The sequence below is a fragment of the Oceanicoccus sp. KOV_DT_Chl genome (assembly GCF_900120175.1).
Lineage (GTDB): Bacteria > Pseudomonadota > Gammaproteobacteria > Pseudomonadales > Dasaniaceae > Oceanicoccus.
On sequence record NZ_FQLF01000004.1, the window covers coordinates 122,594 to 136,313 of the forward strand.

The 13,720-nt window shown below is 46.3% G+C and carries 12 protein-coding genes, 1 tRNA gene and 1 other RNA gene; 9 read left to right on the forward strand and 5 right to left on the reverse strand.

Annotation, left to right across the window (positions count from 1 at the left end; all coding sequences use genetic code 11):
- Positions 1–51: 51 nt before the first annotated feature.
- A complete protein-coding gene (locus UNITIG_RS16080; protein WP_101759406.1) occupies positions 52–1,116 on the forward strand; it encodes an SMP-30/gluconolactonase/LRE family protein in 1,065 nt (354 codons plus the stop codon).
- 319 nt (positions 1,117–1,435) lie between these two features.
- On the opposite strand, the gene UNITIG_RS16085 is transcribed toward UNITIG_RS16080, so the two are convergent.
- Positions 1,436–1,858: a nuclear transport factor 2 family protein gene (locus UNITIG_RS16085; RefSeq protein ID WP_101759407.1), complete on the reverse strand. Its 423-nt coding sequence runs from the start codon at positions 1,856–1,858 to the stop codon at positions 1,436–1,438.
- Between the two features lie 189 nt (positions 1,859–2,047).
- On the opposite strand from UNITIG_RS16085, the gene UNITIG_RS16090 reads away from it, so the two are divergent.
- The 4 genes from UNITIG_RS16090 to ffs all read left to right on the forward strand — a co-directional run bounded on the left by UNITIG_RS16090 (position 2,048) and on the right by ffs (position 4,688).
- Complete coding sequence (locus UNITIG_RS16090) at positions 2,048–3,412, forward strand: DegQ family serine endoprotease (RefSeq protein WP_235015461.1); 1,365 nt, start codon at positions 2,048–2,050, stop codon at positions 3,410–3,412.
- An 18-nt stretch (positions 3,413–3,430) separates the two neighbouring features.
- Positions 3,431–3,769 carry a hypothetical protein gene (locus tag UNITIG_RS16095; RefSeq protein WP_101759408.1) on the forward strand — a complete coding sequence of 113 codons (339 nt, stop codon included), beginning with the start codon at positions 3,431–3,433 and terminating at the stop codon, positions 3,767–3,769.
- A 105-nt stretch (positions 3,770–3,874) separates the two neighbouring features.
- Complete coding sequence (locus UNITIG_RS16100) at positions 3,875–4,453, forward strand: DUF4136 domain-containing protein (protein ID WP_159931177.1); 579 nt, start codon at positions 3,875–3,877, stop codon at positions 4,451–4,453.
- Between the two features lie 138 nt (positions 4,454–4,591).
- Positions 4,592–4,688, forward strand: an RNA gene (ffs, locus tag UNITIG_RS16105) — signal recognition particle sRNA small type.
- A 117-nt stretch (positions 4,689–4,805) separates the two neighbouring features.
- On the opposite strand, the gene UNITIG_RS16110 is transcribed toward ffs, so the two are convergent.
- Positions 4,806–5,525 carry a hypothetical protein gene (locus tag UNITIG_RS16110; RefSeq protein WP_101759410.1) on the reverse strand — a complete coding sequence of 240 codons (720 nt, stop codon included), beginning with the start codon at positions 5,523–5,525 and terminating at the stop codon, positions 4,806–4,808.
- A 95-nt stretch (positions 5,526–5,620) separates the two neighbouring features.
- On the opposite strand from UNITIG_RS16110, the gene UNITIG_RS16115 reads away from it, so the two are divergent.
- Positions 5,621–6,370 (forward strand): alpha/beta hydrolase, encoded by a 750-nt coding sequence (locus UNITIG_RS16115; RefSeq protein WP_101759411.1) that lies wholly within the window; start codon positions 5,621–5,623, stop codon positions 6,368–6,370.
- Between the two features lie 236 nt (positions 6,371–6,606).
- Positions 6,607–7,410 carry an SDR family oxidoreductase gene (locus tag UNITIG_RS16120; RefSeq protein ID WP_101759412.1) on the forward strand — a complete coding sequence of 268 codons (804 nt, stop codon included), beginning with the start codon at positions 6,607–6,609 and terminating at the stop codon, positions 7,408–7,410.
- A gap of 82 nt (positions 7,411–7,492) precedes the next feature.
- On the opposite strand, the gene UNITIG_RS16125 is transcribed toward UNITIG_RS16120, so the two are convergent.
- Together UNITIG_RS16125 and rne are read right to left on the reverse strand one after the other, a co-directional pair.
- Positions 7,493–7,580: transfer RNA gene (locus tag UNITIG_RS16125), tRNA-Ser, on the reverse strand.
- A gap of 413 nt (positions 7,581–7,993) precedes the next feature.
- Positions 7,994–10,666, reverse strand: coding sequence for a ribonuclease E (gene rne / locus UNITIG_RS16130; protein ID WP_101759413.1), 2,673 nt, complete (start codon positions 10,664–10,666; stop codon positions 7,994–7,996).
- Between the two features lie 756 nt (positions 10,667–11,422).
- Here rne and rluC point away from each other — a divergent pair.
- Both rluC and UNITIG_RS16140 read left to right on the forward strand, forming a co-directional pair.
- On the forward strand, positions 11,423–12,415 hold the full coding sequence (gene rluC / locus UNITIG_RS16135; protein ID WP_101759414.1) for a 23S rRNA pseudouridine(955/2504/2580) synthase RluC: 993 nt from the start codon (positions 11,423–11,425) through the stop codon (positions 12,413–12,415).
- Positions 12,409–13,044: an HAD-IA family hydrolase gene (locus UNITIG_RS16140; RefSeq protein ID WP_101759415.1), complete on the forward strand. Its 636-nt coding sequence runs from the start codon at positions 12,409–12,411 to the stop codon at positions 13,042–13,044. The genes rluC and UNITIG_RS16140 overlap by 7 nt, the downstream gene beginning before the upstream one ends.
- Here UNITIG_RS16140 and UNITIG_RS16145 read toward each other — a convergent pair.
- Positions 13,041–13,619: a nucleoside triphosphate pyrophosphatase gene (locus tag UNITIG_RS16145; protein WP_101759416.1), complete on the reverse strand. Its 579-nt coding sequence runs from the start codon at positions 13,617–13,619 to the stop codon at positions 13,041–13,043. The genes UNITIG_RS16140 and UNITIG_RS16145 overlap by 4 nt on opposite strands.
- Between the last annotated feature and the right edge of the window lie 101 nt (positions 13,620–13,720).

Below are 13,720 nucleotides of genomic sequence, written 5' to 3' on the forward strand. Positions count from 1 at the left end.
TTGGCTTGTTTGAGTCGCACGACAATAATTAATTTAGTGGCGGTATCTTTGATGAAAAAAATATTACTTTCTCTAGTGATTTTAGTCGCAGGTTTTTCTATCTGGTCGTATTGGTCGATGGATGGCTTTAAATCCATAGAGCCGCATTTTGCTGGTAGTTGCCGAACTGTCACTGGTGAGGGGAGCGCTGAAGATATAGATATTGATCGGCAGGCAGGTGTCATGTTTATCTCGGCCAAAGATCGATTGGGAGCCGCTAGTGGCGCTGAAAATAATGGCACAATTTCTGTTTATGATTTAGGCAAAGCAGCAAAGCAATTCGATATGCTGCCTATATCCTCATTGGATGATTTTAGTCCCCACGGTATTAGTTTGTATCAATCTCCGGAAGGTCTGCGCCGATTATTTGTGATTAACCATCGCCATTCGGGGGAGGAGTCAATTGAATTGTTCGATGTCGCGGCAGATCACTCTCTAGCGCATGTTAAAACCATCAAACATGAATTATTGTTTTCTCCCAATGATTTGGTCGCTGTCGGTATGGAACAGTTTTACGTCGCCAATGATTCCGGCGCAACGACAGGCTTTGAAAAAGGCATGGAGATGATGGGTCTTATGTCACTGGCTAAAATTGTGTATTTTGACGGTGAGTCTGCCAAGCCAGTATTGGAAAACTTCCCTACTTCCGGTGGAATTAATCGCAGTGCCGATGGACATACGCTTTATATTGGTGGTACTTCCAGTAAGACGCTAGAGGTTTATCGTCGCGATATGGCTACAGGTGCTTTAACGTTTATGCAGTCTATTCCTTTGGCAATGGGTGTTGATAATATTGATGTGGCTGCGGATGGTTCGGTGTGGGTTGCGGGTCATCCTAAAGTGATTGATCTCATTAGCCATTTTACCAGTAATGGGGATAAGCCGGCTCCGTCCCAAATTTATTTATTGCCTGTGGATACCGTTGCTGCTGATGGTCGTTTAGCTGAGCCAGTGGATTTATTTACCAGTCTGGGAGATGATTTGTCAGCTTCCAGTGTGGCGGCAGAATTTGCGGGGCAATTTTATGTCGGTGGAATTACCCCGAAAAAGTTTTTAATTTGCCAGCCTGGTGTCTAGTGGCTGTAGTTCTTCCGAGCTATTAATATCTACCAGTAGATATTAATAGCTCACAGTTTCGTGGGATTAATAGATAGTCATACGATAGTTAAAATACCCTTGCATACATCATGTCTGTATTGGTTTTAATTATTATGTTAGTAAAGATTTATGCTCGCTTAGTTTGTTTTGAATATTTCTATCAGTAGAATGATGTTAGTCGACAGGCAGCTTGTCTCAATGTTATTTGCATCGCGCTCACTTGATTTTAGCAATATTATTGTTGTCGGATCAGCAGATAGTTAAAAAATAAAAGTGTTGCCTGCCAGCTAGCCTGGTTTTATTCGCCTTTTGTCGGTAAGTCCTGGCTCCAATCCAGTATTAATTCCCTTTCATATAAGCGCCAGCCTGCATCGGTTCGTCGATATTTATCCTGATAGCGGATGCCCCAATCCAGTTTTCTCTCGATACCGTCTTTATCGTAGATGTGTGTGGCTACACAATAAATCTCGCCCTCTGCAATATCATCCTCAATGGTAACAATGTGATTGTGTACGGCATGAAAGGTACGCTTGAATTGTTCTACCGCGCTCATTCCTGCAATAATTTCATCGGTACCGTTAAAACAAAATTCCGGGCCATATATTTTGGCATCTTCAGTAACGATGCTTTCAAATAATGGATAGTCTCGTTGGTCGACTGCATTAGCATAAAGGTAGGCAATATCACGGATACAGATACGATCATTGGCATAGTGGGGCATATTTTAGTTCTCGGGGATTAATGGACTCGCTGCGATTTTATTATAGATGAATAAAAAATTCTGGCTGTTACGGATATATAATATATTTGTAGACTCTAAAGCGCGTGCTTACTACTTGTCTTTGCTTTTAAGATCCCCATATTCGACAAGCTATAAAACAGTTAATTAACAATTTGTAAGGAGTGTTTTATGCGATCAATGTTTGGTCCTGCGTTTGGGTTTTTATTTCTGATGATGTTAGTACCCAATTTATCCTGGTCGATGTTACCGGCATTGGATAGTCAAGGGCAGCCGCTCCCCAGTCTGGCGCCATTGGTCGAAGAGGTGGCACCTTCTGTGGTTAATATTTCAACCTATACAACACAAACATTGCAGCAAAACCCGCTATTACGAGACCCTTTTTTCAGGCGCTTTTTTAATGTACCTCCAGGCCAGCAAGTACCGCATACCCGTAAAACACAGAGTGCGGGCTCTGGCGTTATTACTGATGCAAAAAATGGCACCGTAGTTACCAATCATCATGTGATTAATGGTGCTGATGAGATACATGTGGGCCTTCAGGATGGGCGTTCCTATCAAGCTGAATTGATTGGTTCGGATCCCGATGTAGATATTGCTGTGCTTAAGCTAAAAGAGTTTGGTGAATTAAAAGCATTGCCAATGGCTAAACCTGATAAGTTACGTGTTGGTGATTTTGTGATTGCGATTGGCAACCCTTTTGGCTTGGGGCAGAGTGTTACCTCGGGTGTAGTGAGTGCCTTGGGGCGCAGCGGATTGGGAATAGAGGGTTATGAAAATTTTATTCAAACAGATGCCTCAATTAATCCCGGTAACTCTGGCGGTGCGCTGGTAAATTTAAGAGGTGAGTTAGTGGGTATCAATACCGCTATTATAGCGCCTGCGGGAGGTAACATTGGTATTGGCTTTGCTATTCCTGCGGATATGGCTAAATCAAGTATTGATCAAATTGTCGAGCACGGAGAAGTTCGCCGAGGCCAGCTAGGTATTATTATCCAGGATTTGACTCGCGATTTAGCCGAGGCTTTTGCTATTGATAAACAGCAGCAGGGGGTTTTGATTGCCGAAGTTCAGTTGAACTCGGCTGCTGACAAGGCTGGCTTGAGAGCGGGTGATGTGGTGATTAGCGTGGATGGTGATGTAGTAGAGAATTCTGCCCAGTTGCGTAATGAAATTGGACAGCGTCGAATTGGTGAGAAGGTGTCCCTTACTATTTTACGTGAAGGCCGCAGCAAAACCGTTAAGGCTACAGTGGCGGAGGCGGTAAGTAAGCAGATATCTAGTGCCACAATACACCCGGCCCTTGAAGGTGCTAGCTTACAAGTTTCCAAGCAGGGAGGCATAGAGGTCACTGCATTGGCGGAGGGCTCCAGGGCTGCCAGCTCGGGCCTTCGTGCCGGTGATGTGATTCTTTCAGTAAATCGCTATGCAGTGAATTCGGTCGATGATTTACGTGAGTTGGCGGCACGATACAAACAGCGTCTCGTTTTAAGGATCAAGCGTGGCAATGCTGCTTTTTACTTGGTTTTGCAATAAGTATGCATAGGAAAACGAATGCAATGTAATCAGTGTGCTGAAGGTGAAATGCGACTGGTCCGTTTTGACCGCCGGCAGGAAGTTTTCGCATGTCGACAGTGCCAGGCTGAGACGCTGTTATTAGATTGCCACTATTGTGAGCGACGAACAGTCCGGCGCTTGGTTGACAGCTCAGGCGGGGTGGCACGATGGTCTTGCCATCGCTGTGAAGTAGTCATGCATAAATGCCCTAACTGTTTGCAGCGGCAGCAGCAGGGATGGATAGTTAGCAACGCTATACTCAGCAAGGGTCAGTCCGGGTTTACCTGTCAGCGCTGTGGCGTGCATTGGCCGTCGGCAGATAAGATCGAGGCTTGAACTGAATCAGGCTTATGCGGTCTCATGTGTGATGGATTAGGATACGCTATGTGGTTTTATACTGTGTTATCGCGTATCATCTACAGCCATTGGCAGAGGATAACAATGATGAACATTTTCGCAAAATACCTATTGCTAGTGCTGGTTACTAGCTTGACCGCTTGTACGGGCGTTGTGGTTAATACTGATTATGATACTTCGCGCAATTTCGGCAAGTTGAAGCACTATGCATGGCTTGAACCAAAGCAGAAATTGGTTGTAGATCCTTTGGTGGATAACAGCTTGATGAATATGCGCGTGCAACGCGCGGTTGAGCGGCAATTAGCGGCGCAAGGCTTCGTTAAGGCTGAAGGCGATACCGCGGTCGATTTTTTAATTACTTATCATGTCAGCAGTAAAACCAAGCTCAGTGTTGATACCTTTCATGCAGGCTACGGTTATTATCCTTGCTGGGGATGTTTTGGCTACAACAGTTTTGGTGGCCAGCACACAACCGTACGTGAGTATCAGCAGGGGACTTTTATGCTGGATGTCGTCGACCCGGCAAATAGTGGGTTAATTTGGCGTGGAATAGCGGGGCGGCGGTTAAGTGAGACTAGAACACCGCAGGAGCGTGATGTGTTTGTAGATGAAATTGTCACCGCAATATTGGCTAAATTTCCACCGACTGGGAAAACGAATTAATAAAGTTAAAATTTTTGCCTGTATTGTGCCGTCAAGCCCCTTGCATGGCGTTACAATTTTAAGCACAATACGCGGCCTTTGAAGCAAGCCAGTTTTTTGTTTAGTGCATAGCGAGTTTCAATGTCTTTATGGTGGTCCTTCTGGTCCTCTCGCAACATTAGGTAGCAAACCCCGCCAGGCCCGGAAGGGAGCAACGGTAGTTACTGACATGTGTGCCGAGATGTGGCTGGTTGGATCGCCACCCTTATCAAGCGGTTACTTATATCCATTTCATTTTGTCAGGTTAAGACTGCAATTCTCGATGTTGTTACAAGCAGCTGGGTATTAACAATAGCACGTTACTTGTCTGGTATTACCAAGGCTGTGTCGGTGCATCATCCTCTGTCGTTACCTCTAGCCCCGGTTCAATTTTGCCCAGAGCCAGTGCTTTGATATATTCAGTGGTCGGAATATGGCAATAAACCTGACCACGCAGTTTGTTGGGGAATAAATAAAAGCGCCAATCTTCCCAGCGGGTTAATAGGCCGGGCGCATTTAAATAGACTCGTCCCGCGTCATCCAGATATGACAATTGAAAAGAAGCAAGATAGCTGCGGCCAGTGACTCCCGGTGCAATGTTATTGACTTGTATTTTTTCTGCCTGATGTGCGGCTTGGGTATTGGTCATTTGTAATTCTGATATCGCTTTGGCGATAGTCAATTTAGCTATATCAGTGCAATGCTGCTGCTCTCCAGCAGCATTGGCCCCATAGTGTTCTCTAATATGATCGGCGCTTTTTACTTTGCATGACACCATGACGGGTAAGCTTTGCTGGTAGGTCACAACTTGATAAATAGTCAGTGGATCTATAGCGGGTTTTGCATGACGAAAAGAGGCCATATCGGTGAGCAGGGTGTTGTGACTCGGTACTTTGGTGTTGGAGATTTTTTGTTGTACAGTCTGACAGAACTCAGTGTTGTTGGCATCGATCTGTGGCCACTCACTATTGGCGAAAGTGCTGCAAGGGAGGATAAAGGTGAATAAAAATAATAATGGCTGTTGTCTAATCCAATCTGGCAATACTGTTATCATCTTGATACTGTCCTTGCTAATGCAGAGTACAGAGCCTAACTAATTAGCCATTTATTTAATAGCCTATAATTGTTTAATAACTATAAAATTACTTTATGAAAATAATAAAAATTGGTCTCGTTGCTTTAATTATTCTTGTCGTTGGCAGTTACGCCTGGCTGGAATACAACTCCACTAGTAATTACGCCGCTCCAGACCAGCAAGCACTGGCGGCAATAGTGGGCGATCAGCAAGTCACAGTTAAGGTGAATGACTGGATGGTGATGACGCCCGCGAACAATACGACTCATACCGGTTTAATTGTTTACCCGGGTGCTTATTGCGATATTTCCGGCTACGCGCCAGTGCTAAGAAGAATTGCCTCTGCAGGTTACTTTAGTGTCACTGTGGCGATGCCGTTTGGTATGGCTATTCTGTCGCCCGATGTGGCTGCAGAGGTGATCAATTCCTATCCGGACATTAAACATTGGATTATTGTTGGCCATTCTTTGGGCGGAGCTATGGCAGGGCGTTTTGCTGCAAATAATCCACAGCTGTTATCGGGGATTATTCTCTGGGATTCTCATCCTCCGGAATCCAGCTCATTGGTTGATTCGCCACTGCCAGTCACGCTGATTCATCGAGCCACTCCTGATGCCTTGCCGCCGCGAAAGTTTGCAGTGGTCAGAGATCTATTCCCTGTTAATAGCCAGTGGATTCCGATACCAGGGGGGCAGCATATGTATTTTGGCTCTTTTGCTGGTGGGGGTTACGAGGAAGAGTGGGCGCCGGCTATCACTCGAGCAGAGCAACAGGAGATAGTAGTGGCTGCGATGTTACAGCAAATTGGCAAGATGATTCGCTAACCTACTTTCAATGGGTGGATTTAATGCCTGATTGGTAATATTTTTGTGCGCCATCGTGGTGGTGTTAGGCGGCAAGTACAATAAGCTAGTGTGCTTAGGGTTTTGATTTCTTCTGCTATTTTCTGCCGGTTGTTTGAAGGTTTCTCAGGATAAAATACTATGGCGGACTCACTGCTTGCGCGATAGTGTTAACATCGAGATATTCTTACTTAATTATTTTGTACGGGGACGCTGCCATGTTTACTGATAAAACAGTAATTATTACCGGCGCATCGGCCGGGGTAGGCGCTAGCTGTGCTAGGACTTTTGCGGGGCTCGGCGCAAATTTAGTGTTAGTTGCCAGAGGTGCCGAAGCGCTTGAAAAAATGACCAAGGAATTAAGTCCACAGGTCAAAGTATTGGCTCTAACAATCGATGTCGCCGATCAGCAGGCGTGTACGGACTTGGTTAAGCAGTGTCTCGAGTATTTTGGAAAGATAGATATTCTAGTCAATAACGCCGGTTTGCATCATCGCGGAGATTTTAGCACGCGCTCCCCTCGTGAGTTGAGCGCTATGGTTGATGTGAATTTGCGCGCGCCCGTTCAACTCACGTCAGAATGTCTTCCTTATTTACTGCAATCCGGTGGCGCTGTGATCATGGTGGGTTCATTAGCTGGTAGGGCGCCCCTGCAAGGCGCTTCAATATATGCAGCAACCAAGGCAGCCGTTAGATCGTTCGCTTATTCACTGGACGATGAGTTGCGTGGTAGCGGAGTGCATGTGGGAGTCGTGTCTGTTGGTCCAATTGATACAGGCTTTATTATGAATGATATTGATCAGGTAGAGGATATTGTGTTTTCGCAAGGGATGAGTAGTCCGCAGCAAGTCGCTGATGCGGTAGTTAGCATCGCTCGCGGTGACGCTGTGGAGATCTGTCTTCCACGCACTAGTGCCTTGCTTACCTCTGTAGGCTATTTTTTTCCTGGGCTAAGGCGTTTTAGTCGTGGGTTTTTATATTGGTTAGGCAGAAAGAAAAAACAGAAGTATCGCCAAGGTTGAGGTGTAAGTTGTGGCTAGCTGAGCAGATGCAGTTTACAAACGCATAAAAAAAGCCCGGCAAATTAGCCGGGCTTTTTTTATATGGCGGTGAGGGAGAGAGTCGAACTCTCGGAGGTATTACCCTCGCCGGTTTTCAAGACCGGTGCTTTAGGCCACTCAGCCACCTCACCATAACTGTAATGCTGTATTTTTTAAGCCGCATTAGACTTGTTCGATCTTGAGTTGCATGCCTATAAGTATTATCAATACTGATAACTTCAGCTGTTTAACTAATCCATTTAATCGGTAAATTGGATTGTGGTGCAATATGACGTTCAAGATCGGTAGGTTACTAAATCGGTGCTGTTGTCGGCACGGATAAATAACGTTGCTTGGCGTTATATCAACGAATTGAATACGCTAGGCGTCCTTTCAACACGGACGGAATTATACATAGCTTTGTTCTATAGACAAGGGCTTTTACTGTAATAAGTGAATATGTCTTTGCAGCTAAGCTATTGTTTTGATAACTGTTATTTAGGCTGTTTTATAATCAATGAGCAAAAAAAGGCCCGGTTAATACCGGGCTTTTAAGCTTGATCAATTACGCTTGACGTTTGATCCTTGGATCGTTTTGAGCGCGCTCGGCTTTTGGTTTATTGGCATCCGGAAGTGTTGGTGCTGCTGGTTCTTTCGGTGCGGTATCCAATAGCTGCGTGACAATCGCCACTTCCGTAATGACTTTAGGTGTTAAGCGAGGGTCATTTGCCGCGCGGCCTTGGGGCTTGGTTACGGTGGCAGTATTTGTTTTTGCCGGAGCCTCAGGGATGGCGATTGCAGGTTGAATAACCTCTACAGCTGGCGGCTCGGAGGTTTCAGTAACTGAGGCAGTTTCACTGATCGGTTGTTCGATTACAGCTTGCTCAATGACCTCTTTCGTTATAGCACTTACCTCATCATCACTGCTGGCAGGCGACGCGACTTTTTCATCGGTAGCTTCCTCAGCTGTGGTAACAACAGCTTCAGTAGGTTGCTCCTGTTGAAGCGCTGTTTCCGGCGCTGCTTGTTGCTCTTGGTTGGCGATCGCAGTGCCTTCAGTTGCCTCCTCAGTGGCAACAGCCTGTTGGTCCTGAATCTTTTCAATTGGCTTTGCTTTAGTGGCTGCGTTGCTATCCTCAGCTTCTTGCTGATTATTCGTATTCACTTCATTGTCGGTAGCTTCAGTGCGTGGGCCTCTGTTCCGGCGACGCTGCGAGTTACGTGGCTTGCGATTTGAGGGGCGGCGTTGTGGCTTATCCTCATTGCTATCCGTTGCTGAAGTCGTTTCTTCCTGGGCCGGCTTAGGGTCAGCTTTGGGTTCCGATTTACGCTGTTCACGGTTTTTGTTTCTGTTTGAGCCGCCGTCTTCATCACGATCTTTGCGACGTTCATTGTTGCGATTGCGATTACGATTGCGTCCTTGTTGGTTGCCACGGCTTTGATTGCGGTTGCGATTACGATTGTTGGGCCGTGACTCTTGTTCGGTTTTTACTTCAGGTTCTTTAGGTTCTTTAGGTTCTTCTGTTTTTTCAGTTGCAAAGAGGCTAATAATTTTAGATAAAAAGCCGGGGGCCTTTGCTACCGGTGTTGCCGTAGCTACAGCTTCTGTTGGTGCAGGCGCCGCGGGAGCGGGTGCTGGTGCCTGTTGATTGACTGCCTGCACTGCAGCTTGCTGCATCGGGGCTGTTGCCCTTTGTTGCGGGCTATTTTCATCAGGCTGGTCGACCTGGATCTTATAGCTCAGCGCAACTTGGCTGCTGATTTCATCATCTCGTAAACGTTGCACTTCAAAGTGCGGAGTTTCCAATTCCGGAATTGGTACGATCACGACTCGAACGCTGGTGCGCTGTTCAATATCCAGAATCGGTTCGCGTTTTTCGTTTAGTAGATATGAAGCTACATTTACAGGTACTAAGGCACGAACTTCTGCGCTGCGCTCTTTATTAGCTGCTTCTTCGACCAAACGAAGAATTGATAGAGACAGCGATTTGGTATCGCGGATAGTACCCTGCCCAGTACAGCGGGGGCACACTTTGGCGCTGGTCTCATCCAATGATGGGCGTAAACGTTGGCGGGACATTTCCAGTAGTCCAAAGCGTGAGATTCGGCCGACTTGAACCCGTGCTCTATCAATGTTGAGAGCATCGCGCATCCGGTTTTCGACTGCGCGCTGGTTTTTCGCGGGGTTCATATCAATGAAATCGATGACGATTAAACCGCCCATATCACGCAGGCGTAATTGACGAGCAATCTCATCAGCAGCTTCGAGGTTAGTTTGCAGTGCGGTTTCTTCGATATCGCCGCCCTTGGTGGCACGAGCAGAGTTAATGTCAATTGAAACCAGTGCTTCAGTAGGATCGATAACAATAGAGCCGCCCGAGGGGAGCTGCACTTCTCGCTGATAGGCGGTTTCGATTTGGCTTTCAATTTGGTAGCGATTAAACAGCGGCACTGGGTCTTCATAAAGGCGCACGCGGCTCTGGTAATGTGGCATAATTTGAGTAACAAAACTCATGGCGTCTTTGTAGGCATCAGGGTTATCGATTAATACCTGATCAATATCATCCCGTAAGTAGTCGCGAATAGCACGGATAACGACATTGCTGTCCTGAAGTAGCAAAAATGGCGCTTTTTTCTCATTAGAGGCGTTCACTATGGCTTCCCATAGCTGGCTGAGGTAGTTCAAATCCCACTGTAACTCTTCACCACTGCGGCCTAAGGCTGCTGTTCTTACGATGGTTCCCATGCCATTGGGTATTGTCATGCTACTTAAGGCTTCTTTTAGTTCTATGCGGTCTTCACCTTCGATACTGCGTGAGATACCGCCGGCCCGGGAGTTGTTGGGCATAAGCACCAAGTAACGACCTGCCAGGCTGATAAAGGTGGTGAGCGCAGCGCCTTTATTACCGCGCTCTTCCTTATCCACTTGTACAATTATTTCTGTACCTTCTTTAACGACATCTTTTATTTTAAACCGACCTTGGACATCGGAAGGTTTACGGTAAAAGTATTCGCGGGAAATTTCTTTCAGTGGTAAAAAACCATGGCGTTCAGCGCCAAAATCAACAAAGGCTGCTTCGAGACTGGGCTCGACGCGGGTGATTACGCCCTTATAAATATTGTCTTTCTTTTGTATACGAGTTCGGTTTTCTATATCTAGATCGTAAAGACGCTGGCCATCAACGAGGGCTACGCGCATCTCTTCGGGTTGAGTTGCATTAATGAGCATTCTTTTCATGTGGAAAACAAATCCTAAAGTTTGCGGAGGATTTGTGCAGCGCCGTGAGTACGGTTTTAGCTTGGGAGGAGGTAGTGCTTGCTTGTTAGGTTGGCCAATATAGTGAGTGGCATAAAACCATAATTTTAGTGTTATAGCCCGCAAAAAATAACGGTTTATTACTAAAAGGTGCGCTCTTTAAAAAACAGAAAAAACACACTCAATATTCCACCTTCTATTCTTCTGGTGGTAACAATCTCGCAATACTGCGGTGAAGCTGGTAATCGTTTGTCGATTACGTTGAGATCTTTAACTGGAAAGGCGCTTGTTTAAATTGCGCTGCCTTAGGCAGTTACTTTCGGTTTAGGCAAGTTTACTTCAATAAAAACTTGCGGAAACTTATCGGTGCTTCACACGCTCTCAAATTTAAACTGTGTCAACGATGCTTGCGACATTTCGTCTGCATTGTTAAATAATTCACTTACTTTGCTAATCAATTCAGCAAGTGGTCTGACAATTTTTCTCTTGCACCCATTAGCGACAATGAAATTTTTAGTCGCGGTGCACCAACAACATTTTGTCGGAGGTATTTCCAAACATCTCGATTTCGATTACTGCTTTGTCGCCTATTTAATTCCTTAAAAGGGATATACAATTGCGCCTTTTACAGCACTCGACGGTTAGCATAATCAGCGAGGCGGAAACCATAGCCTGCAAAATGTGGCAGGAGTGTAACAGTATTTACTATGCGTATCAATTACTTAGCGAAGGTATTTAATGACTGACTTGGAAGTAGGGAGTGGCAGTCCACAAAGTCAGGCTGAAAAATCAGCAGTCAGTTTCGTTGAGATTACCGATGCTCATGCGGGCCAGCGAATTGATAACTTCCTTATTACCTATTTGAAAGGGGTTCCTAAATCAAGGGTTTACCGGATTCTACGCAAAGGTGAGGTGCGGGTTAATAAGGGGCGAATCAAAGCTGAATACCGGCTATGTGAAGGCGATTTGATTAGAATTCCACCGATTCGAGTCTCTGAAGAGAAGCGCCCATTGGGAGTATCGGCTAGCTTGGGCAAGTTAATTCAAGCCTCTATTCTGTTTGAAGATGACCGGTTGCTGGTAGTTAACAAGCCCTCTGGTCTCGCAGTGCATGGTGGCAGTGGGATCTCACAGGGTTTAATTGAAGTCCTGCGGGTGATGCGGCCGGATGCTCGCTTTCTGGAGCTGGTTCACCGCCTGGATCGTGACACCTCTGGCTGCATCATGGTGGCAAAAAAGCGCAGCATGCTGCGCTTCCTGCACGAGCAATTACGCAATGGCACAATTGATAAGCGCTATCTCGCCTTGGTTGCGGGTCGCTGGCCTAATCGGCGTAAGGTGGTCAATGCCCCGCTATTAAAGAATACCCTGCAATCCGGTGAAAGGATGGTGCATGTCTCGCCTGAAGGAAAACGCTCAGTAACGGAGTTTGCGGTTATTTCGCGCTACCAGCAGGCAACCTTGGTGGAAGCAAAGCCGATTTCCGGTCGCACCCACCAAATAAGAGTGCATGCGTTGCATGTTGGCTACCCCTTGCTAGGTGATGATAAATACGGCGATCAGCAAGCGTGCAAGTTATTTAAAGAAAAAGGCTTGAAACGGCTATTTCTGCATGCGGCGAGCCTAAAAGTGCCCATGCCTGAGGAAGAGAAGCCGCTTGAGGTGTCTGCTGCGTTGAGTGCTGATCTTCAGTCACTGTTAGATTCCTTGGTAGACGAATCACGATGCTGATTATTTTTGATTGGGATGGCACATTAATCGATTCCACCGCTAAGATTATTGGCAGCATGCAGCTGGCTATTGCCGAGTTAGGTTTGCCGCCCATAGCTGATGATGCAGTGAAAGGCATTATTGGTTTGGGCTTGCCCGAGGCTGTGGCTACCTTATACCCCGGCACTGATGTCGCCCGACTGGATCAGTTGCGCAGTAGTTATTCGCAGTATTTTATAGCGGCAGACCGGGTTCCGTGTCATTTTTATCCCGATGTTGAGAGGGTTCTTGATCACTTGCGGGATAAGGGGCATCAGTTAGCTGTCGCTACTGGCAAAAGCCGCAACGGCTTAAATCGAGTATTGAGTAATTTACAATTGACGGATTATTTCGACGCTAGCCGCTGTGCTGATGAGACGGCGTCTAAGCCTGACCCATTAATGTTGCACCAACTACTAGCAGAGCTGAATTATGACGCCGGTGCGGCAGTGATGGTAGGTGATACCGCTTTCGACCTTGAAATGGCGGCCAATGCCGGAGTGGCGAGTGTCGGGGTGAGTTACGGTGCACATCCGGTCGATCGACTGCTGCTACATAAGCCGCGACGAATTATTGATCGATTTGAGCAGTTACTCGAATGTATCGATTAGATAACCTCTAGCCCCTGGTTTTTGAGCAGATTAATTAATTGAATTAGCGGCAGGCCAATCAAACTATTTGGGTCGTCACCTTCCAATCGCTCAAATAACGCGATTCCCAACCCCTCCATTTTAAAGCTACCTGCACAATCATAAGGCTGTTCAAGGCTAAGGTATTTTCCGATGTTGGCAGCGGTGAGTGTCCGAAAGTGGACGGTGAATGTTTCAACAACGGACTGGATTTCATTGGTTTGGCTATTGAGTAGTGCAAGACCGGTATAAAAATGTACAGCGTTGCCGCTGCAGGCTGATAGTTGTTGATGGGCCCGTTGATAGTTACCAGGCTTATTGAGGATGGAGCCATTTGCTGACGCAACTTGATCGGAGCCAATAATCAATGCATTGGGGTAGTGGGTGGCGACGGCTTGGGTTTTTTCGACGGCCAACCTGCAGGCAAGTTGCTGGGCGCTTTCATCTATATGTGCAGATTCGTCAATGTCCGGGCTGAAATACTCAAAATCTAAACCCAGCCGAGTCAGTAGTTGGCGCCGATAGTCTGAGCTTGAGGCAAGGATAATGGGAAGCATGGAGTGAAATTAGCAGTTTTCGAGTCGTTCGGTAAGATAATTTATTAGTTTGGCCGGGAAATCACTGATTTTGCTACATAAAACCCCATTTTACAGCTATT

Excerpts from the sequence above, each read along its gene's own strand:
- UNITIG_RS16080 (WP_101759406.1), top strand. The coding sequence starts at position 52 with ATGAAAAAAATATTACTTTCTCTAGTGATTTTAGTCGCAGGTTTTTCT.
- UNITIG_RS16085 (WP_101759407.1), bottom strand. The coding sequence starts at position 1,858 with ATGCCCCACTATGCCAATGATCGTATCTGTATCCGTGATATTGCCTAC.
- UNITIG_RS16090 (WP_235015461.1), top strand. The coding sequence starts at position 2,048 with ATGCGATCAATGTTTGGTCCTGCGTTTGGGTTTTTATTTCTGATGATG.
- UNITIG_RS16095 (WP_101759408.1), top strand. The coding sequence starts at position 3,431 with ATGCAATGTAATCAGTGTGCTGAAGGTGAAATGCGACTGGTCCGTTTT.
- UNITIG_RS16100 (WP_159931177.1), top strand. The coding sequence starts at position 3,875 with ATGATGAACATTTTCGCAAAATACCTATTGCTAGTGCTGGTTACTAGC.
- UNITIG_RS16110 (WP_101759410.1), bottom strand. The coding sequence starts at position 5,525 with ATGATAACAGTATTGCCAGATTGGATTAGACAACAGCCATTATTATTT.
- UNITIG_RS16115 (WP_101759411.1), top strand. The coding sequence starts at position 5,621 with ATGAAAATAATAAAAATTGGTCTCGTTGCTTTAATTATTCTTGTCGTT.
- UNITIG_RS16120 (WP_101759412.1), top strand. The coding sequence starts at position 6,607 with ATGTTTACTGATAAAACAGTAATTATTACCGGCGCATCGGCCGGGGTA.
- rne (WP_101759413.1), bottom strand. The coding sequence starts at position 10,666 with ATGAAAAGAATGCTCATTAATGCAACTCAACCCGAAGAGATGCGCGTA.
- rluC (WP_101759414.1), top strand. The coding sequence starts at position 11,423 with ATGACTGACTTGGAAGTAGGGAGTGGCAGTCCACAAAGTCAGGCTGAA.
- UNITIG_RS16140 (WP_101759415.1), top strand. The coding sequence starts at position 12,409 with ATGCTGATTATTTTTGATTGGGATGGCACATTAATCGATTCCACCGCT.
- UNITIG_RS16145 (WP_101759416.1), bottom strand. The coding sequence starts at position 13,619 with ATGCTTCCCATTATCCTTGCCTCAAGCTCAGACTATCGGCGCCAACTA.